An 18,593-nucleotide genomic window follows, 5' to 3' on the forward strand; every position below is an offset into this window, starting at 1 on the left:
GTTCCGCCTGGAAAGGAAATCCGTGTCCAGACGTACTCTCGCGATTGTCATCTCCACTGTCCTCGCCGTGGTGGCCGGCGCCGCACCGGCCTCGGCCCATTCCGCTCAGCGATGGCCCGCCGCACTGGCGCTGCCGGCCGGCTTCCAGCCCGAGGGCATCGCCATCGGGGAGAAGCCGTACGCCTACTTCGGCTCCCGCGTCGACGGCGACATCTACCGGGTCAGCCTGCGCACCGGTCAGGGCTCGGTGTTCAGCCAGGGCCCGGGCGCCGGCAACCCGTCACTCGGCCTCAAAATCGACGACCACCGGCTGTTCGTGGCCGGCGGCAGCGCGGGCAGCGCCCGCGTGATCGACCTGCGCAGCGGCCGGATCCTGAAGTCCTACACGCTCAAGGCCCCGGGCACCTCGGCCTGGTTCATCAACGACGTCGTGCTCACCCGCGACGCCGCCTGGTTCACCGACTCGGCCAACCCGGTGCTCTGGAAGCTGCCGCTCGGCAAGAAGGGCAGCCTCCCGGCCCAGGCGGTCGCCGTGCCGCTCAGCGGTGACATCGAATACGCCGAGGGCAACAACGCCAACGGCATCTCCCGTACGCCCGACGGCCGCGGCCTGATCGTCGTGCAGTCCAACCTCGGCAAGCTCTTCCGGGTCGGTTACGACGGCCGCAGCACCGAGATCAAGCTCGGCGCCGAGACAGTCGTGAACGGCGACGGCCTGTGGCTGAAGGGCCGCACGCTCTATGTGGTGCAGAACCGGCTCAACGTGATCGCCAAGGTCGCGCTGGACCACAAGGCCACCGTGGGCCTGGTCGTCTCGCGGACCGGCAGCGCCTCGTTCGACGTGCCGACCACGATCGCGGAGTACGGCAAGCGGTTCTACCTGCCGAACGCCCGCTTCACGACCACGCCCACGCCGACCACTGCTTACAACGCCGTGGCCGTGCCCATCCCCTAGGGGCGCCAGTCCCGATCGGTTCCGATGGTGGTCAGGCGCTGGGTGGCCCGGGAGAGCGCGACGTAGAGGGTGCGAATGCCGGCCGGATCCCTGGTCAGGGAGTTCGGCTCGACCAGCACCACCGCGTCGTACTCCATGCCCTTGGCCTCCAGCGCCGTGACCACCTGGACCCGTTCCGGCAGGCCGGCCACCCAGCCGGCCATCTCGTCACGACGCGCCACCGGAGTGATCACCCCGATCGTCCCGTCGACGTCGGTCAGCTGCTTCTCGGTCATCTCGCGCACCAGGCCGGGCAGCCTGGCCGCGTCGGTCACCAGGTCGACCGGGTCCACCCCGGTGCTGCGTACGGCGGTCGGCAGCGGCAGATCCGGCATGATCACCCGGATCACCGAGGCGGCCACCTCGAAGATCTCCGACGAGTTCCGGTAGTTGGTGGTCAGCGCGTAGCTGTTGCGCTTACGGGAGCCGAGCGCGCGCTCCCGGGCCCGGTCGAGCTCCTCCGGGTCGCCCGACCAGGCGGTCTGCGCCGGGTCGCCGACGATCGTCCAGGACGCGTACGAGCCGCGGCGCCCGATCATGCGCCACTGCATCGGCGAGACGTCCTGCGACTCGTCCACCACCACGTGCGCGTAATCGCGGTAGTCCTCCTCGCGCTGCGCGTGCTGGACCCGCTGGGCCGCCTGGCGGTCGGCGAACGTGCTGACCTCCTGGACGCCGTCGCGCACGTGGAACGGGTTCTTCGACTTGCGCTGCGGCTGCCGGGGACGGCCCATCAGCTCGTCCAGCTCGTCGAGCAGGGCCACGTCGGCGATCGTCGGGCCCTGGTCGGCCAGCCGGTCGAACGACCCCTGCAGGCGCCCGATCTCGTCCTTGGAGAGCAGACCATTTGTGTACGCCCGGAGGCGGGCCGGATCGGCCAGCCACCGCAGCACCCGCATCGGCGTGAACCGCGGCCACCAGGCCTTGAGGAACGCGCGGAAGTCGTTCCGGTCGGCCAGCTCCGCCTCGAACTCGCGCTTCTCGGGCAGGCCGCTGACCTTGTGCTGCCGGGCCTGGGCCCAGAGCGCGTCGAACAGGCGGTCGAAGCCGGCGCCGCGGACCTCGTTGCGCCGGGCACCGCGGGGCAGGGCCGCGCGCCGGATGCGGTCGAGGTCGGCCGCGTCGAGCTTGAGCAGCGTGCCGCGGTAGAGCAGGCGCAGCTCGCTCGGGGCGCCGGGCACGGCGTCGTGCGAGGCGCGCTCGAGCACCCGCCGCATGCGCAGCGAGCCCTTGATCGCGGCGACGTCGGTCGAGTCGACCCGGGTGGCGTCGAAACCGGGCACCATCGAGCCGAGCGAGCGCAGGGTGGCGCTGTCCTCGCCGAGGGAGGGCAGCACGGTCGCGATGTAGCCGACGAAGACGCCGGACGGCCCGACCACCAGGATGCCGCCGCCGGCGAACCGGCTGCGGTCGGAGTAGAGCAGGTAGGCCGCCCGGTGCAGGGCGACCGCGGTCTTGCCGGTGCCCGGGCCGCCGGTGACGATGGTCACCCCGGAGGCGGGGGAGCGGATCGCGTCGTCCTGCTCCCGCTGGATCGTCGAGACGATGTCGCGCATGCCGTGCCCGGTGGCCTTGGACAGGCTGGCCAGCAGGGCGCCGTCACCCACGACCCGCATGTCGGGCGGTGCCGCCTCCGGGTCGAGCAGGTCGTCCTCGATGCCGGTGACCCGCTCGCGGCTCGACTGGATCATCCGGCGCCGGACGACGCCGAGCGGGTCGGCCGGGGTGGCGCGGTAGAAGGCGGCGGCGGCCGGCGCGCGCCAGTCCACGACCAGCGGCTGCGAGCTGTCGTCGCGGATGCCCATGCGGCCGACGTAGTGGGTGGCCCCCGTGCCCAGGTCGAGGCGGCCGAAGACCAGGCCCTCGTACTCGGTGTCGAGGGCGTGCCGGCGGCGGGCGGCATGGAAGACCATCGCGTCCCGCTCGACCAGGGCACCGAACGTGCCCACCCCGGCGAGCTGATAGCCCTCCTTCTCGGCGCGTGAGGCGTCGCGGCGGAGCTCGGCGAGCCGGGCATAGACGCGGTCGACGTGCTGCTGCTCGACCGCGATCTCCTGCTGAAGAACGGTGGCGTCGCTCAACTGAAGTGAATCTCTCTTTCCGGCCCCCGGTGCACGCGTTCGGGCAGCGTGCTCGCACAAAGGGAGCACTCGAACCTACTCCTCCCGAGGCGGTCGCGTCTCACCCGGCCTTGACATCGGCGTGATTGACCCAATACTTAAGCAGGTGCTTAACCATTCGTCCCCGCTCGATCTGATGTACGCGGCCCTCGCCGACGGCAACCGCCGCAGCATGGTCGACCGGCTCAGCCACGGCCCGGCCACGGTCAAACAACTGGCCGAGCCGCTGGTCATGTCGCTGCCGGCGGTCCTGCAGCACCTGCGCGTGCTCGAGGAGAGCGGGCTGGTGCGCTCGCAGAAGACCGGCCGGGTGCGCACGTGCTACCTCGAGCCGGCCGCGCTGACCGCCGCCGAGCAGTGGATCGCCGACCGCCGGGCCGGATGGATGAGCCGCCTCGACCGCCTCGACGACTTCCTGCAAGGAGAAGACTCATGACCACCCGCACAGCCCAGCACGACACGTTCCGGATCGAGCGCCACTTCGCGGCCACGCCGGACCGGGTGTTCCGGGCCTTCGCCGATCCGGAGGCCAAGGCCCGATGGTTCGGCTCGCCCGACCCGGCGGCCACCCAGGAGGGCGTCTCCTTCGACTTCAGCGAGGGCGGCCGGGAGACGGCCACGACGGTGTCGCCCGACGGCAACCGGTACGGCTTCGCCGCCACCTACACCGAGATCGTCCCGGCCGAGCGCCTGGTCTACACGTACGAGATGGCCCTGAACGGCGTCCGCATCTCGGTCTCGGTGGTGACCGTGGAGTTCCGGCCCGGCGCGTCCGGCGGCACCGACTTCGCGATCACCGAGCAGGGCGTCTATCTGGACGGCCTGGACAAGCCGGAGCAGCGCCGGGCCGGCACGGAGTATCTGATGGACGCCCTGGGCAAGTCGCTGACCGACTGAGGTCCGCTACGCCGCCTTCTTGAGCTGGGCGGCCGACCGCGTCCTGGTCCGGCGGCGGCTCTTGGCCGGGGTGACGCGCTCGACGATGGCGGTCAGCGCGGCCGAGACCTCGTGCGGCCGCTCCAGCGGCAGCATGTGACCGGCGCCGGGCAGGACGTTCAGGTCGGCGTAGGGCAGGGCCTGAGCGATCGACTCGGCGCACGCTGGTGGGGTGAGGCGGTCGCGCCGGCCGACCAGCACCGCGGCCGGCACGTCGCCGAGCTGGGCCAGGGTGTCCAGGCGCTGCTGGGCGCCGATCGAGGGGCGGAAGGCGCCGATCGAGCGCAGCGGGGCCCGGCCGAAGGCGTGCATGGCCAGGTCGAGGTCGGCCTCGTCGTATTCGTCGCCGAAGAGCAGCCAGCGCACCGCCGGCCGCAGGACAGGGGCCAGCGCCCGGTGTGGGCACCACGGCCCGGATCGGGCCAGCAGGCCCGCCCCGACGGTCTCGCCGGCCCGGAGCAGGGCCGCGAGCCGGGTCGGCAGGCCGTACTGGGTGTGCGTGTGGCCCTCAGCGGTGGTGGAGACGAAGAGCAGGCCGGCCACCCGTTCGGCGAAGAGCTCGGGGTGGGCGTGCGCGAATTCCATGATCGTCATGCCGCCCAGCGAGTGGCCGCCGAGCACGATCGGGCCGGTGGGGGCGTAGTGGCGCAGCACCTCGGCCAGGTCGTCGCCGAGCCGGCCCAGGGTGGCGCCGGCGAGCCGGGTGGCGCCCGAGCGGCCGTGGCCGCGGGCGTCGTAAGCGATCACGCGGGGGCGGCGGACGCCGAGCACCCGGAGGGCGGCGACCTGGCGCTGCCACGTCCGTCTGTCCTGGCACCAGCCGTGCATCAGCACCACCGTGACCGGCGCGTCCGCCGGGCCGTGCACGTCGACGTGCAACCCGACGCCGTCGGAAAGAGTGAACTCCGACATGGGCACCTCCGAGATCCGCACGACCCCGTTGTACCCACGGGTAATAAGCATCACTCGCGATCACCCGAAAAGCCACTGGGAGATTCGGCCCACAGGGGCCGCCAGGGCGGAAAGTGGCTAGCTGAACGTGAGTTGGCTCGCACTCGCTGTCCATGGGACCGAATTGGGTGAGAATCACTCGTATGACGACCGACCCGTCGACGGGGCCCTCCGTGCCGATCGCGAATGCCGACGAAGCTCTGGCCGAGCTGATCGCGGGAAACAAACGGTTCGTCAGCGGCCGCCCCGAGCACGGGCATCAGGTGTCGGCGGCCGCCGCGGCCTCCGGCCGCCAGCAGCCGCACGCCGTGGTCCTCGGGTGCATCGACTCGCGGGTGCCGCTCGAGGCGATCTTCGACCAGACTTTCGGGTCGATCTGCGTGGTGCGCTCGGGCGCGCACGTGGTCGACCGCGCGGTGCTGGGCTCGGTCGGCTTCGCGGTCGCCGAGCTGGGCGTGCCGCTGATCATGGTGCTGGGCCACAAGCGCTGCGGGGCCGTGAAAGCCACGGTTGCCGCCCTGCGGGCGGGCGAGGTGCCGGCCGGCGACATCGGCTACCTGGTCGACGAGATCGCCCCGGCCGTCCGCGCCGTGGGAGTCGAGGATGCCGACGCTCCGGAGAAGGCGATGCGGGCCCACGTGGGGCGCACAGTGCGCCGCCTGCAGGCCGTCGACGTGGTGGCCGACGCGGTGACCACCGGGCGGGCCGGCATCGTGGGGGCCGTCTACGACCTCGACACGGGCCTGGTCGACCTACTGCCCTGATCGTCCGTTAAGTCGTGAAGATGCCCCGTTGATCTCCATGCGCCGATCTTCGGAGCGTGCGAAAAGGCGCCCGCCGACCCGGAGGCCGGCAGGCGCCTGTCGGTGAGGGAACGCTCAGCCCTCGAAGACGCCGGCGTCGGCGAGGCGCTTCTCGGTTGCGCCCCAGCCGTCCTGCGGGTGAGCCTCGTCGAGAGCGGACAGCTCGGCCCGGATCTTGGTGCCGTGGCCGGCGGCCGCCAGCACGCGGATCTCCTCGACGAAGGCGTCCGAGTCGGTCTTGAGGTGCGCGGTCTTGCCATTGGTCAGGTTCCGCACATACGCGAAGCGACCCTGGGCGAGCGGGATGACGTACTTGTACTCGCCGAGCACGCTGAGCGCGCCGCCGGATCCCTGGCCCGCGCGGACTGATGCGCGGGCGGTCTTTGAGGTGTTGCTCGCCACGGCGGGACTCCTTGAGAAAAGCAGAAAAAAGGCCCTCGTAACTCTACACGATGTCTGCGGGACCGTGCCGTCCGAGCAGGTTGAAGCGTTGGTCAGGGTGTGCCACTACGGCCGAGCCGATGTCGATGTTGCCGATTCTCTGGCGCACCATCCGTACCAACCGGCATCATGGGACACGATCAACCGCGGTCGAGGTCGTAGGGGAAGACGCACCTCGGTCTCCGGGAGGTCACCGTGCCAACGTGTGGCGTCGTATACGTCCACTCGACTCCACTCGCCGTGTGCCAGCACGTCGAGTGGGCGATCGCGCGCGTACTGACCGCGCCGGTCACCCTGCACTGGACGGCGCAGCCGGTCGATCCCGGCATGCGGCGCGCCGAGTGCAGCTGGACCGGACGCGCCGGTACTGGCGCCGAGCTGGCTGCTGCCCTACGGCAGTGGCCCATGATCCGTTTCGAGGTGACCGAGGAACCGAGTCCGGGCGTCGACGGCGAGCGTTTCATGCACGTTCCCGGTCGCGGCCTCTTTCACGGGATCATGGGCGCGTCGGGCGACATCCAGATCGGCGAGGACAGGCTGCGCTCCATCATGGCCTCCGCGCGGGCGCCGGAGGCGCTCTCGCACGCCCTGGAGAAAGCGCTCGGCACGGCCTGGGACGCCGAGCTGGAGCCGTACCGGTACGCCGGCGACGGCGCCCCGGTGACGCTGCTGACCCGGGTCGGCTGACCGCGTCCTGATCATGATCCACTTCGGTGGCCCCGGTGTGCTCGCCACGCCGTACGGGTGTGATCCGGGCCCCCGGGGTGCCGGGTCGCCCGTGTCCTGATTCGATGGCGGGCGTGATGAATCCGGCGGGCGTGAAGAAGTCGGCGGTCGTGCGCGCCGCCCTGGTCGCATCCTTGCTGTTCACAGTGACCGCGTGCGGCTCGGACGACGAGCCCGGCCCGGTGGCGAGCGCCCCGGCCGCGCCGCCGCCCTCGATCGCCGCCTCGACCGGCAGCCCGAGCCCGGCGGGTGATCCGTCGGCGCGGGCCGCCGCCGCTGTGGCCGCCATGAGCGACGCCGACCTGGCCGGTCAGGTGCTGATGCCGTACGCCTACGGCAGCTCCGCCACGGCCGTCGACAAAGGCTCGGCGGCCGGCAATCAGAGCCTGGCCGGGGTGAGCACACCGGCCGAGATGATCGCCAAATATCACCTGGGCGGCCTGATCCTCGTCGGCTTCACCGCGAAGGACCCGACCGGCGCCACCAACCCCACCACGAACGTCGAGAACCCGAAGCAGGTGCGCGAGCTCACCGACGGCCTCCAGGCGGCCGCGCTCGCCCTGCCCGGCGGGGTCCCGCTGATGATCGGCACCGACCAGGAGTACGGGGTGGTCACGCGCATCACCGAGGGCGTCACCATGCTGCCGTCGGCGATGGGGGCGGGCGCCGCGGCGCAGCCGAAGCTGACCGAGGCGGCCTGGCGGGCGGCCGGCCGGGAACTGGCCGCGATGGGTATCACGGTGGACTTCGCGCCGGTCGCCGACACGCTCGGCCCGCCGGCCAACACGGTGATCGGCTCGCGCGCCTTCGGCTCCGACCCCGGGGCGAACTCCCAGCAGGTCGCCGCGGCCGTCCGCGGGCTCGAGGGCGCCGGCGTGGCGGCCGGCCTCAAGCACTTCCCGGGCCACGGGCACACCAGCGGTGACAGCCACGAGGGCCTTCCGGTGGTGGCCCAGAGCAAGGCCGCCTGGACGACCCAGGACCTGCCGCCCTTCCGGTCCGGCGTGGGCGCGGGGGCGGGTGTGGTCATGTCCGGCCACCTCGACCTGCAGGCGCTGGACAAGGGCGTGCCGGCCACCTTCTCCAAAAAGATCATGACCGACGTGCTCCGCGGGCAGCTGAAGTTCAACGGCGTGGCGATGACCGACGCGATGAACATGCCGCCCGCGATGAAGTGGGCGCCCGGCGAGGCCGCGGTGCGCGCCCTCAACGCCGGCAACGACATGCTGCTCATGCCTCCCAGCATCGGCGGCGCCCGCGACGGCATCCTGGCCGCGCTCAAGGACGGCTCGCTCACGAAGGAGCGCCTGCTCGAGGCGGTCACCCGCATCCTCACCCTGAAGTTCCGCACCGCCCCGGCCCCCCGGCCCGAGCTGGCCGTGGTCGGCTCACCCGAGCACCAAAAGGCGGTCGGGGCCCTCGACGCGGCCTCGATCACCGTGCTGCGCGGGCCCTGCTCGGGGCCGCTGCTGACCGGCCCGGTCACGGTCACCGCGTCCGGCGGACGCGAGGTGGCGCGGGTCAACCTGGTCCGCGCGCTGCAGGCTCAGGGCGTCCAGGTACGGGCGGCGGGTGGGACGGTGGTCCGGCTCGTCGGGTACGGGGACAAGTCCGTCGACCTCGACCCGGCCGCCCGGGTCACGGTCATGATGGACACCCCGCACCTGCTGGCCTCGGCCAAGTCGCCGGTGCTGGTCGCCACGTATTCGTCCAGCAAGCTCTCGCTGACCGCCCTGGCCGCCGTGCTGGCCGGCCGGGCCAAGGCCCCCGGCAAGTCCCCGGTGGCGGTCACCGGCCTGCCTCGTACGGCCTGCTGACGCTCAGTAGTGACCGGGCGGCCTGCGCCTGCGCTCCGTCGTGTCCGGGCGGCCTGCGCCCGCGCTCCGTGGTGACCGGGCGGCCCGCGCTCCGTCGTGACCGGCCGCCCGCGCTCCGTGGTGACCGGGCGGCTCGCGCCCGTCCTTGTCTGTCGGAGAGCCGAAAGGCCCGGCCGCGCGAAGCGACCGGGCCCTCGATGGTGCGGCTCAGGCGCGGGTGAAGACCAGCGCCACGTTGTGACCGCCGAAGCCGAACGAATTGTTCATGGCGGCGGGGATGTCGAGCTGGCGGGCCTTGTGCGCCGCCACGTCGAGGTCGAGCTTGTCGTCCGGGTCGTCCAGGTTGATCGTGGGGGGAACCACGCTGTCCCGGATGGCCAGGATGGTGGCGATCGACTCGAGCGCCCCGGCCGCGCCCAGCAGGTGGCCGGACATCGACTTGGTCGAGGTGATCACCGGGTGGGTGCCGATCGCCGACTTGATGCCGATGATCTCGCCCATGTCGCCGACCGGGGTCGAGGTGGCGTGCGCGTTGACGTGAACGATGTCGGCGCCGGTGAGCCCGGCGTCGCGGATCGCCTTGGCCATCGCTCGGGCGCCGCCCTTGCACTCCGGGTCCGGCTGCACGATGTCGTAGCCGTCCGACGTGATGCCGGCCCCGGCCAGACGCGCGTAGATCCGCGCGCCGCGGGCCTGGGCGTGGTCGGCCCGCTCGAGCACCAGCGCGCCCGCGCCCTCGCCGAACACGAAGCCGTCGCGGCCCTTGTCCCACGGGCGGGAGGCCTTCTCCGGCTCGTCGTTGCGGGTCGACATGGCCCGCATGTTGGCGAACCCCGCGTACGGCAGCGGGTGGATCACCGCTTCGGTGCCGCCGGCGACGACCACGTCGGCCCGGCCGGACCGGATGATGTCGAGGCCCAGCGACATGGCCTCGGCGCCGGTCGCGCAGGCGCTGGCCATGGCGTGCACCCCGGCCTGCGCGCCGAGCTCGATGCCGACCCAGGCCGCGGGGCCGTTGGGCATGAGCATCGGCACCGTGTGCGGGCTGACCTTACGCTGCCCCGACTCCTCGAGGATGTCGTCCTGGTTGAGCAGCGTGAGCGCACCCCCTATGCCGCTGCCGAAGCTGACGGCCAGGCGCTCCTTGTCGAGACCGGCATCCTCGAGGCCGGCGTCGGCCCAGGCCTGCTTCGCGGCGATCAGCGCGATCGCCTCGGAGCGGTCGAGCCGGCGCATCCGCACCCGCTCGATGACCTCGGACGGGTCGACCTTGAGCTGGGCCCCGATCTTCACTGTGAGCTGCTCGGCCCACTCCAGGGTGAGGCGTCCCACCCCGGAGCGGCCGGCGAGCAAGGCGTCCCAGGTGGACGCGACGTCCCCGCCCAACGGGGTGGTCGCGCCGAGCCCGGTGACGACGACGTCGACGTTGCTCATGTCAGTGGTTCGCCTCGATGTAGGTCACGGCGTCGCCGACGGTCTTGAGGTTCTGGACCTCGTTGTCGGGGATCTTGACGCCGAACTTCTCCTCGGCGGCCACCACGACCTCGACCATGGAGAGCGAGTCGACGTCCAGGTCGTCGGTGAAGGACTTCTCCTCGGCGACGTCATCCGGGTTCACCCCGGCGACCTCCTCGAGGATTTCGGCGAGGCCCGAGGTGATCTCTTCGCGAGTAGCCATTACTGGTAGTTCCTCTCAATGGTGGGGACTGTTCCGGCCGGTAGACGCTTACGGACAGCGAATGACCTGGCCGGCGTAGGTGAGGCCGCCGCCGAAGCCGAAGAGCAGGACCGGGGCGCCGGAGGCCACCTCGCCGCTCTCGATCATCTTGGACAGGGCCAGCGGCACACTGGCCGCGGAGGTGTTGCCGGAGTGCACGATGTCCTTGGCCACGACGACCTCGGGGCCCAGGCCGAGCCGCTTGACGATGCCGTCGATGATCCGGGTGTTGGCCTGGTGGGGCACGAAGGCGGCCAGCTCGGAGGGCTTGATGCCGGCCTTCTCGCAGGTCTCGAGCGCGAACGGGGCGAGCGCGGTGGTGGCCCAGCGGAAGACCGTCTGGCCGTCCTGCTCGATGTAGGGCTGCCAGCCCTCGATGCGCAGCGCGTCGCCCTTGTCGGGGGCCGAGCCCCACAGCACCGGGCCGATGCCGGGCTGCTCGCCGTCGGCCACACCGGTGACGATCGCGGCGCCGGCGCCGTCGCCGAACAGGACGGCGGTGGTGCGGTTGGTCCAGTCGGTGACGTCCGACAGCTTCTCGGCCCCGATGACCAGGGCGTTGCGCGAGGCGCCGGCCCGGATGGCGTGGTCGGCCGTGCCCAGGGCGTACGAGAAGCCGGAGCAGGCCGTGTTGAGGTCGTAGGCGGCCGGGGCGGTGATGCCGAGGCGGGCCGCGACCCGGGTGGCCACGTTGGGGCAGCGGTCGATCGCCGAGCAGGTGGCCACGGTGACCAGGTCGATGTCGGCGGCGGTCAGGCCCGAGGCGGCCAGCGCCTTCTCGGCGGCGAACGTGGCCATGTCGGCCACCGACTCGCCGTCGGCGATGCGCCGCTCGGCGATGCCGACCCGGCTCTTGATCCACTCGTCGTTGGTGTCGATCGTCGACGCCAGGTCGTCGTTGGTGACGACGCGCGAGGGCTGATAGTGCCCCATCGCAAGAATGCGGGTGCCCGCGGTCATCGTGTTGCTCCTTCGATCGGGTGTCCACCGTGCCGGGCGATCAGATCCTGGGCGGCGGGCAGGTCGTCCGGCGTGTTGAGGGTGACGATCTCGGGGGCCCCATCGCCCTTGAGCTCGCGCTTGACCAGGCCGGCCAGGGTGCCGGCGGGCGGGAGTTCGAGCACCCCGGTGACGCCGAGGCCGGCCAGCGTCCGCATCACCAGGTCCCAGCGGACCGGCGCGGTCACCTGGCGGACCAGGCGCTCGACCATGTCGCGGCCACCGGCGACGGCGGTGCCGTCGAGGTCGGACAGCAGGGTGCGGACCGGGTCGGCCACGGTGACGCCGCCGGCCAGCGCGGACAGCGCGGCCTCGGCGGGCGCCATGTAGGGCGTATGGAAGGCCCCGGCCACCTCGAGGGCCCGGACCCGGGCCTTGGCCGGGGGCTCCTCGGCCAGGGCGGCCAGCCCGTCGAGCGAGCCCGCCGCGACGACCTGACCGGTGGCGTTGAAGTTGGCCGGGTGCAGCCCGTGCTTCTCGATCGCGGCCAGCACCTCGTCGGGGTCGCCGCCCAGCACGGCGCTCATGCCGGTCGGCTCGAGGGCGCAGGCGGCGGCCATCTCGCGGCCCCGCACGCCGGCCAGCGCGATCGCGGCCTCGGCGGGCAGCACCCCGGCGATGGCGGTGGCGCCCAGCTCGCCGACGCTGTGCCCGGCGACCACGTCGACGCCGCTCAGCGGCAGCTCACTCGCGGCGAGCAGCGACGCGGCGACCAGCAGGGGCTGGGTGCGGGCGGTGTCCTTGATCTCGTCGGCGTCGGCCGCGGTGCCGAGGTGCACCAGGTCGACGCCGGCCAGAGCCGACCACCAGCGCAACTTGGCCTCGGCGCCGGGCAGATCGAGCCAGGGGGACAGGAAGCCGGGCTTCTGGGAACCCTGGCCGGGGGAGAGTACGGCGAGCACGTCCTCGACTCTTCCGGATCGGTCGCGATTGCGGGGTTGACGGCGGCCACCAAACCCTACGACAGCGTTTGGAGGAATCCTACAAACGTGCCCGCGAATCGCCCCAGATAGTCCCGTTTCGAGGGGGCTTCGGAACCTGAACGATCTTTCATCGGAATCCGTGAGTTACGTCGCAGGATCGAGCCGGCCCACGGTCAGAGCGATGCGCAGCGCGAACGCGTCGCGCCCGTCCAGCGGCGACAGGCCGGTCACTTCGGTGACCCGCTTGAGGCGGTAGCGGATCGTGTTCGGGTGCACGTAGAGCTCGCGGGCCGCGCTCTCCAGGACGCCGCCGGAGGCGAAGAAGGCGTCCAGGGTCTCGATCAGGCCGCTGCCGGCCCGGACCAGTGCCCCGTACGCGTCGTGCCGCAACGTCCGACGGGCCTCCATGTCGCCCGCCAGGGCCCGCTCGGGCAGCAGGTCGTCGGCCGCCACCGGGTTGGGGGCGCCGGGCCAGGCGGGCGCCGCCCGGAACCCGGCCAGGGCCGCGCGGGCCGACTCGGTGGCCTGGTCGAGCGACGGCACGGCCGGGCCGACCACGATCGGGCCGTCGCCGAAGCTGGCCGCCAGCGTCTCGGCCGTGGCCACCGGGTCGGTCGCGCCGCCCATGACCACGACCAGGCGGTCGCCGTGCACGCCGCCGATCACCTCGATGCGGGCGCGGCGAGCCGCCCGGTAGACCGCGTGCAGCACGGCGGTGATGTCGCCGCCCGGCGAGCGGCCGACCACCACGGCCACCGGCGGCGCGTCGGCCCAGCCCAGCGCGGCGGCCCGGCTGGCCAGCACGTCGGACGAGTCGCCCCGCAGCAGCGCGTCGACCAGCAGGGCCTGCAGGCGGGCGTCCCAGGCGCCGCGCGACTCGGCCGCGCGGGCATAGACCCGGGCCGCCGAGAACGCGATCTCCCGCGAGAACTTGAGGATGGCCTGCAGCAGCGGCTCCTCCTCGCCCGGTGCGGCCAGGGCGGCCACCTCGGTCTCGGCGACGTCGATGGTCACCTTGATCAGTTGCACGGTCTGGGTCAGCGTGAGTGACCGGGCCAGGGCGCGGGGGGCCGCGGCGAAGACGTCGTCGGAGATCTCCTGGGTGGTCTCGGCGACCACGCCGCCCGAGCGCAGCCACTCGACCAGGGACCGGACGCCGGCCTGGGCGACGAGCATGACCCAGGACCGCTGGTCGGCCGGCAGCGCGCGGAACCAGGGCAGCGTCTCGTCCATCCGGGCGACGGCCGAGGTGGCCAGCGCGCCGGCGTGCCGCTCGATCCGGCGCAGGGTGGCGGCCGGAGGCGGCTTCGCGGCACCGGCCCGTGCGGTCTCTGACACGTCCTTAGCGTGCCACGAGCGTGGAGCGGGTGAGTTTTATACCGATTTGGGCTCTTAGTCCGGTGTAGCGGTGCGCCCCTGCCGTGATTTCGGTCGGTGACCTGGCAGGGTGTCGTCCTAGCGTCGGCAGACTCGCACCCGTCCGGGGTAAGGGCGGGCCACGAATTGCCGATGAAAGACCGCGACAGCTTGAGGGGAGGCGAGATGACGGAACGGGAGAACGAGCCCGCGCAGCCGGCCGAGACGCTGCCGGTTCCCGCGATCGCCGTGCCGGCAGTGGAGGAGCTTCCGGCTCCGATGATCCAGGACGACCCGGGGCCGAGCCGGGGCGGCTGCCGCACCGAACTGCACGGCTGGGCCGGTGGTCACCTGCACGGCGCCGTCCGACCCCGCCGCCGTGCGGCCGGCCGCGGCCGGCCGCCGGGCCGTTGGTGCTGACCGCATGCTGAGTACCCCGGTCGGGTGAGCCGGGCGCCCGCTCCCGGGCGCGTCCTCATCGGCCGGGGCCCGGAGCCGGAACGGTGAACCGGTGGACGACAAGAGACGGCAGATCCTCGACCAGGCGCTGGCTCTCGTCGACGAGCGCGGGCTCGCCGCCATGTCGATGCGGGCGGTGGCCGAGCGGGTCGGGCTCACCTCGATGGCCCTCTACCCGTACGTCGGCGGCAAGGACGCCCTGCTCGACGGTCTGGTCGACCTGCTCAACCTGGAACTCGGGGACGACGTCGGCGACAACGGGGGCGAGCCGGACTGGCGGCGCCGCCTGCGGGCCCTGGGACGAGCCGTGCGCGGGCTGGCCGCTCGTCATCCGGGCGCGTTCCCGCTGCTGCTCAACCGCTCGGCGGCCGGCGCCTCGACCTCGTGGCTGACCGCCGCGCTGCGCGGGATCCTGCACGACGCCGACGTGCCCGGCGAGCACGTCCCGCGCCTGGCCCGGATGATTCTGGCCTTCCTGCTGGGCTACGTCACCGGCGAGGTCACCGGCGGCCTGCCCGCCCCGGCGACCCCCGGGCCGGGTGACGACGAGTTCGAGGACGACCTTTCCGACCTGGTACGCCTGGTGGAGGCCGCCGTCCGGGTGGCGTAACGCCGTTCGGCACCGAAGAGGGGATTCCGGGACCTATAAAGGGCCTATGTCCGGCGAGAACGACACGGCCCTGCGCGACTTCGTGACCAGCCGTCTGCCTCAGCTGCGCCGCTCGGCGTTCCTGATGTGCGGCGACTGGCGGATGGCCACCGAGCTGACCCGCGCCACCCTGGCCCGCATGGTGACCGACAGCCGGCGTGGTGTGGTGGCCGACCCGGACGTCTACGCCTACGCCGACCTCATGGAGGCCTGCCGCCGCCGCAACCGCCGCCGCGAGCACGTCTTCGTGGCCTCGCCCGGTGCGGCCGGCGTCGAGGCCGAGTCGATCCTGCTGCTCGACGCCCTGCACAAGCTGACGCCGCGCTGCCGGGCCGTTCTGGTGCTGCGCCACTGGGACGGCTTCGACGTGGACGCCACCGGCGCGATGCTGGACCTCGACGAGGAGCAGGTGGCCGCCTACGAGCGGGCCGGGCTGGCGGCGCTGGAGAAGATGCTCGGCGAGTCCGAGGCAGCGATGGCCGGATGAGCGCGCCGCTGAACCGGCTGCTCGAGCACGTGCTGGAGGGCGAGCCTCCGCTGGGCGACGAGGTCGACGAGGTCTTCCGCCGGGCTGCCCGGTTGCGCCGGCGCCGGACCCAGGCGGTGCTGCTGGCCGGGGCCGGCACCGCGGGCCTGATCGTCGTGCTCGGCTACGCGCTGACCGCCACCCTGCTGAGCTCGCCGCCGGCCACCATCTCGCCCGGCACCGCCGACCCCGGGGACGTCGTCGCGGCCACGGCACCGCCGATGCCCAGCGGGGTGCCGGCCCCGGCGCCGGTGACCGACGGGGTCCGCACGGTCGTCGAGCCGCTGCTCGAGGGCCGCCGGCTGCGGATCGTGCCCGCGTCCGCGCGGCGGGGCGACGGCTGGCGGCAGTACCGGATCGCCGACGCCCAGGGGCGGTCGCGCGGCACGGTCCGGGTGGCCGTTTTCGACGTACGCAAGAAGTGGTGTTTTCCCGTGGCGGCCGACCCGGAGGCGTGCGCGCGGCCGGACCGGACGGGTGGCCTGGAGTTCGTCCGCTATGACGACGTGAGCGATCCGGACCGGCAGGTGCGGCAGACCGTCACCCGGCGCAACGGCGAGGATCAGGTGCTGGCCGTGCTGGCCGCGGGGGAGGTCGATGCCGGCGCCCAGCGTGGCCGGCCGGCGCTGACCGGCGCGCAGGTCGAGCAGGTGGCCACCGACGAGCGGGTGCTGGACGCCTTCGACGCCGGTGAGGACTGCGACGACGGGTGCCCGGACTTCCCGACGCCCGTCGACTGAGGTCCGTCCTGCCGATCGCGGGGGAGCGAGGCGAGGCGCAGGCCTCAGACCCGGCGGCGGATCAGGAACGCGATGCCGGCCAGGCCGACCAGAATGATCATCAGCACGCCACCGTTGAGCAGGAAGAGCCGGCGCATCTCGCCCAGGACCTCGCCGGCCCCGGCCGCCTTCTCGGCGGTCGTGTCCAGATCCTCGCCGACACCGCCGCCGATGCCCCCGCCGACGACGTCGGGCTTCGCCTTGAGCGGCACGCCGCTGACCCGCAGAGTCTCGGGCATCGTCAGCCGGCCGTAGAACCAGCCGTCGACGGCCTTCTTGTTGCCGGGCTGCTTGACCGGGCGGTGCGCCCGCGGGCCACCGGCCGCCATCGGGAAGAGCTCGTAGGTCTGCAGGGCCGTCTTGTTGGCCAGCACGGTGACCGTGTATTTGGGGCCGAGTTTGTCGGCCTTGAGCGCCGTGGTCTGCGACCGCGCCGACGCCATCCAGTTGACCTCGCTCAGCAGGCTGCCGAAGAGCCGCTTGCTCTCGATCACGGTGATGACGATCGTCTTGTCGATGCCCTTGCCGGCGATCTGGACGTTGGTCGGCTTGGGGGCCGGTTTCGGTGCGGCCTGGGCGGCGCTGGGCGCGAGCCCGATCGCGAGCACGGCACCGACTGCCAACGCCCCCGCTGCCGACACCAACCGTGTCATCGCCCCTCGAACCATCGTCCGGCCTCCCCGCCCCGTGGTGGACATGGCTTCGCGCACCGCTGACCGCACCCGCGACAGTCAGTCGTGGGGCGACCCAGGCCTTCAGCCTTCCCGAGCGGACGCCCGGGCGCATCTCGGGCCGGACGAATTGGTGCCATCTGGGGGATGACGTTCGACACGACGACGGCCGTTGATCAGCGGGCCGAATAGTACCTACTGCCCGCAAGGCTTGGGGGGCCCGGTCACCCGCTCAGCGGATTTCACCACCGTTACGGCGGCGGGCGAATGGCCGACCGGGCCCCCTATGCGATAAACAGGGATGTTTCAGGCGTTCAGGCGCTCCCGGGCGGCCCGGAGCCGGGCCAGCGTGCGCTCCCGCCCGAGCACCTCGATCGACTCGAACAGCGGCAGCCCGACCGACCGGCCGGTCACCGCGACGCGTACGGGAGCCTGGGTCTTGCCCAGCTTGAGCTCACGGGCCAGGCCGACCGCCTCGAGCGCGCCCTTGAGCGGCTCGGCCGCCCACTCCTCGAGCGCCTCGAACGCGGTCACGGTGGCGTCCAAGATGTCGCCGGCCCCCTCCTTCATGGCCTTGGCCCACGACGCCTCGTCGAAGGGCGGCTCGTCGAGGAAGAAGAAGTCGACGTACTCCACGATCTCGGACAGCACCGCGATGCGGGTCTGCGCCAGCGGCGCGACAGCGGTGAACACGTCGACGTCGAAGGCGGCCGGGCTCCACGGCGGGGCCGGGATGGTGTCGGTGCCGCTCAGCCACGGCGTGCAGAGCTGGATGAACTCCTCGGTCGAGAGAGCCCGGATGTAGTCGCCGTTGAAGGCCCGCAGCTTCTTGATGTCGAAGAAGGCGGACGCGTGGTTGACGTCCTCGAGCCGGTACTCGTCCTCGACGACCTGCCACGGGACGATCTCCCGGTCGCCGCTGGGCGCCCAGCCGAGCAGCATCAGGTAGTTCTTCATCGCGGCGGCCAGGTAGCCCTCGTCGCGGTAGCTCTCCAGAGCCACCTTGTCGCGGCGCTTGGACAGTTTCTGCCGCTTCTCGTTGACGATGACCGGCACGTGGGCCCAGATCGGCGGCGTGTGGCCCAGCGCCTCCCACAGCATCTGCTGCTTCGGCGTGTTGGGCAGGTGCTCCTCGGCCCGGATCACGTGGGTGATGCCCATGGTCATGTCGTCGACGACATTGGCCAGCAGGAACAGCGGGGAGCCGTCGCTGCGGGCGATGACGAAGTCCTCGATCAGTTTGTTCTCGAACGTGGGCTTGCCGCGGACGAGGTCCTCCACCACGGTCTCGCCCTCGTCAGGCGTGCGGAAGCGCAGCGCGCGCCCCTCGCCCGGCCCGAGGCCCCGGTCGCGGCAGAAGCCGTCGTAGCCGGTGTGCTGGTTGCCCGTGCGGGCGATGACGTCCTCACGCTTGCAGTCGCAGTAGTAGGCCTTGCCCTCGCCGTAGAGGCGGGTGGCGGCGGCGGTGTGGTCCTGGGCGTAGGAGGACTGATAGTACGGACCCTCGTACGATCCCCGTTCGATACCGATCCAGTCGAGCGCCGAGAGAATGCCCTCGGTCCACTCGGGACGGTTACGGGCGGCGTCGGTGTCCTCGATGCGCAGGACGAAGACGCCGTCGTGCTGCTTGGCGTAGATCCAGTTCTGCAGTGCGGAACGGGCGCCGCCGACGTGGAACATCCCGGTCGGGGAGGGGGCGAAGCGTACTCGAACAGTCACCCGTCAA

20 protein-coding genes are annotated in these 18,593 nt (G+C 72.1%); 10 read left to right on the forward strand and 10 right to left on the reverse strand.

What is annotated here, in order from left to right:
- Positions 1-22 precede the first annotated feature (22 nt).
- Entirely contained in the window at positions 23-955 is a 933-nt protein-coding gene (locus NAG42_RS34285) for an SMP-30/gluconolactonase/LRE family protein (protein WP_250036180.1), read from the forward strand.
- Here the strand turns inward: NAG42_RS34285 and NAG42_RS34290 are convergent.
- A complete protein-coding gene (locus tag NAG42_RS34290; protein WP_250036181.1) occupies positions 952-3,075 on the reverse strand; it encodes a HelD family protein in 2,124 nt (707 codons plus the stop codon). The genes NAG42_RS34285 and NAG42_RS34290 overlap by 4 nt on opposite strands.
- 145 nt (positions 3,076-3,220) lie before the next feature.
- Here NAG42_RS34290 and NAG42_RS34295 point away from each other — a divergent pair, with 145 nt between their 5' ends.
- Both NAG42_RS34295 and NAG42_RS34300 read left to right on the forward strand, forming a co-directional pair.
- Positions 3,221-3,550 carry an ArsR/SmtB family transcription factor gene (locus NAG42_RS34295; RefSeq protein WP_250036182.1) on the forward strand — a complete coding sequence of 110 codons (330 nt, stop codon included), beginning with the start codon at positions 3,221-3,223 and terminating at the stop codon, positions 3,548-3,550.
- A complete protein-coding gene (locus NAG42_RS34300; RefSeq protein ID WP_250036183.1) occupies positions 3,547-4,011 on the forward strand; it encodes an SRPBCC domain-containing protein in 465 nt (154 codons plus the stop codon). Before NAG42_RS34295 ends, NAG42_RS34300 begins: the two co-directional genes overlap by 4 nt.
- A gap of 6 nt (positions 4,012-4,017) precedes the next feature.
- Here the strand turns inward: NAG42_RS34300 and NAG42_RS34305 are convergent, their stop codons facing one another.
- On the reverse strand, positions 4,018-5,013 hold the full coding sequence (locus NAG42_RS34305) for an alpha/beta fold hydrolase (RefSeq protein ID WP_438872492.1): 996 nt from the start codon (positions 5,011-5,013) through the stop codon (positions 4,018-4,020).
- A gap of 131 nt (positions 5,014-5,144) precedes the next feature.
- On the opposite strand from NAG42_RS34305, the gene NAG42_RS34310 reads away from it, so the two are divergent.
- Positions 5,145-5,765 carry a carbonic anhydrase gene (locus tag NAG42_RS34310; protein WP_438872493.1) on the forward strand — a complete coding sequence of 207 codons (621 nt, stop codon included), beginning with the start codon at positions 5,145-5,147 and terminating at the stop codon, positions 5,763-5,765.
- A gap of 114 nt (positions 5,766-5,879) precedes the next feature.
- Here the strand turns inward: NAG42_RS34310 and NAG42_RS34315 are convergent, their stop codons facing one another.
- Positions 5,880-6,206, reverse strand: a complete 327-nt coding sequence (locus NAG42_RS34315) for a hypothetical protein (protein WP_250036186.1) — start codon at positions 6,204-6,206, stop codon at positions 5,880-5,882.
- 234 nt (positions 6,207-6,440) lie between these two features.
- Between NAG42_RS34315 and NAG42_RS34320 the strand changes: the two genes are divergently transcribed.
- Entirely contained in the window at positions 6,441-6,932 is a 492-nt protein-coding gene (locus NAG42_RS34320; RefSeq protein ID WP_250036188.1) for a DUF3145 domain-containing protein, read from the forward strand.
- Positions 6,933-7,036: 104 nt separating this feature from the next.
- A complete protein-coding gene (locus NAG42_RS34325; RefSeq protein ID WP_250036190.1) occupies positions 7,037-8,788 on the forward strand; it encodes a glycoside hydrolase family 3 protein in 1,752 nt (583 codons plus the stop codon).
- Positions 8,789-8,995: 207 nt separating this feature from the next.
- On the opposite strand, the gene fabF is transcribed toward NAG42_RS34325, so the two are convergent.
- The 5 genes from fabF to NAG42_RS34350 all read right to left on the reverse strand — a co-directional run bounded on the left by fabF (position 8,996) and on the right by NAG42_RS34350 (position 13,660).
- Positions 8,996-10,222, reverse strand: a complete 1,227-nt coding sequence (gene fabF / locus NAG42_RS34330; RefSeq protein ID WP_250036192.1) for a beta-ketoacyl-ACP synthase II — start codon at positions 10,220-10,222, stop codon at positions 8,996-8,998.
- Between the two features lies 1 nt (position 10,223).
- Positions 10,224-10,466 carry an acyl carrier protein gene (locus NAG42_RS34335; protein ID WP_203788909.1) on the reverse strand — a complete coding sequence of 81 codons (243 nt, stop codon included), beginning with the start codon at positions 10,464-10,466 and terminating at the stop codon, positions 10,224-10,226.
- A gap of 48 nt (positions 10,467-10,514) precedes the next feature.
- On the reverse strand, positions 10,515-11,465 hold the full coding sequence (locus NAG42_RS34340; protein WP_250036194.1) for a beta-ketoacyl-ACP synthase III: 951 nt from the start codon (positions 11,463-11,465) through the stop codon (positions 10,515-10,517).
- Positions 11,462-12,406 carry an ACP S-malonyltransferase gene (locus NAG42_RS34345; protein ID WP_250036195.1) on the reverse strand — a complete coding sequence of 315 codons (945 nt, stop codon included), beginning with the start codon at positions 12,404-12,406 and terminating at the stop codon, positions 11,462-11,464. The genes NAG42_RS34340 and NAG42_RS34345 overlap by 4 nt, the downstream gene beginning before the upstream one ends.
- Positions 12,407-12,571: 165 nt before the next feature.
- A complete protein-coding gene (locus NAG42_RS34350; protein WP_308201228.1) occupies positions 12,572-13,660 on the reverse strand; it encodes a PucR family transcriptional regulator in 1,089 nt (362 codons plus the stop codon).
- A gap of 309 nt (positions 13,661-13,969) precedes the next feature.
- On the opposite strand from NAG42_RS34350, the gene NAG42_RS34355 reads away from it, so the two are divergent.
- The 4 genes from NAG42_RS34355 (at position 13,970) to NAG42_RS34370 (ending at position 16,157) form a co-directional block, all read left to right on the forward strand.
- Positions 13,970-14,203, forward strand: a complete 234-nt coding sequence (locus NAG42_RS34355; RefSeq protein WP_250036199.1) for a hypothetical protein — start codon at positions 13,970-13,972, stop codon at positions 14,201-14,203.
- A 91-nt stretch (positions 14,204-14,294) separates the two neighbouring features.
- Positions 14,295-14,852 (forward strand): TetR/AcrR family transcriptional regulator, encoded by a 558-nt coding sequence (locus tag NAG42_RS34360; protein ID WP_250036200.1) that lies wholly within the window; start codon positions 14,295-14,297, stop codon positions 14,850-14,852.
- A gap of 46 nt (positions 14,853-14,898) precedes the next feature.
- Positions 14,899-15,378 carry an RNA polymerase sigma factor gene (locus NAG42_RS34365; RefSeq protein WP_250036201.1) on the forward strand — a complete coding sequence of 160 codons (480 nt, stop codon included), beginning with the start codon at positions 14,899-14,901 and terminating at the stop codon, positions 15,376-15,378.
- Complete coding sequence (locus NAG42_RS34370; RefSeq protein ID WP_250036202.1) at positions 15,375-16,157, forward strand: hypothetical protein; 783 nt, start codon at positions 15,375-15,377, stop codon at positions 16,155-16,157. The genes NAG42_RS34365 and NAG42_RS34370 overlap by 4 nt, the downstream gene beginning before the upstream one ends.
- 44 nt (positions 16,158-16,201) lie before the next feature.
- Here NAG42_RS34370 and NAG42_RS34375 read toward each other — a convergent pair whose 3' ends face one another.
- Both NAG42_RS34375 and gltX read right to left on the reverse strand, forming a co-directional pair.
- Complete coding sequence (locus tag NAG42_RS34375; RefSeq protein WP_250036203.1) at positions 16,202-16,849, reverse strand: hypothetical protein; 648 nt, start codon at positions 16,847-16,849, stop codon at positions 16,202-16,204.
- A gap of 324 nt (positions 16,850-17,173) precedes the next feature.
- Positions 17,174-18,586: a glutamate--tRNA ligase gene (gltX, locus tag NAG42_RS34380; RefSeq protein ID WP_250036204.1), complete on the reverse strand. Its 1,413-nt coding sequence runs from the start codon at positions 18,584-18,586 to the stop codon at positions 17,174-17,176.
- Positions 18,587-18,593 lie beyond the last annotated feature (7 nt).

This window comes from Paractinoplanes maris, assembly GCF_023544465.1.
GTDB lineage: Bacteria > Actinomycetota > Actinomycetes > Mycobacteriales > Micromonosporaceae > Actinoplanes > Actinoplanes maris.

What these genes read in the sequence shown, in the direction of transcription:
- NAG42_RS34305 (WP_438872492.1), bottom strand. Translation starts at nt 5,013, where the DNA reads ATGCTTATTACCCGTGGGTACAACGGGGTCGTGCGGATCTCGGAGGTG.
- NAG42_RS34300 (WP_250036183.1), top strand. Translation starts at nt 3,547, where the DNA reads ATGACCACCCGCACAGCCCAGCACGACACGTTCCGGATCGAGCGCCAC.
- fabF (WP_250036192.1), bottom strand. Translation starts at nt 10,222, where the DNA reads ATGAGCAACGTCGACGTCGTCGTCACCGGGCTCGGCGCGACCACCCCG.
- NAG42_RS34375 (WP_250036203.1), bottom strand. Translation starts at nt 16,849, where the DNA reads ATGACACGGTTGGTGTCGGCAGCGGGGGCGTTGGCAGTCGGTGCCGTG.
- NAG42_RS34355 (WP_250036199.1), top strand. Translation starts at nt 13,970, where the DNA reads ATGACGGAACGGGAGAACGAGCCCGCGCAGCCGGCCGAGACGCTGCCG.
- NAG42_RS34350 (WP_308201228.1), bottom strand. Translation starts at nt 13,660, where the DNA reads ATGGACGAGACGCTGCCCTGGTTCCGCGCGCTGCCGGCCGACCAGCGG.
- NAG42_RS34340 (WP_250036194.1), bottom strand. Translation starts at nt 11,465, where the DNA reads ATGACCGCGGGCACCCGCATTCTTGCGATGGGGCACTATCAGCCCTCG.
- NAG42_RS34370 (WP_250036202.1), top strand. Translation starts at nt 15,375, where the DNA reads ATGAGCGCGCCGCTGAACCGGCTGCTCGAGCACGTGCTGGAGGGCGAG.
- NAG42_RS34335 (WP_203788909.1), bottom strand. Translation starts at nt 10,466, where the DNA reads ATGGCTACTCGCGAAGAGATCACCTCGGGCCTCGCCGAAATCCTCGAG.
- NAG42_RS34365 (WP_250036201.1), top strand. Translation starts at nt 14,899, where the DNA reads ATGTCCGGCGAGAACGACACGGCCCTGCGCGACTTCGTGACCAGCCGT.
- NAG42_RS34310 (WP_438872493.1), top strand. Translation starts at nt 5,145, where the DNA reads ATGACGACCGACCCGTCGACGGGGCCCTCCGTGCCGATCGCGAATGCC.
- NAG42_RS34325 (WP_250036190.1), top strand. Translation starts at nt 7,037, where the DNA reads ATGGCGGGCGTGATGAATCCGGCGGGCGTGAAGAAGTCGGCGGTCGTG.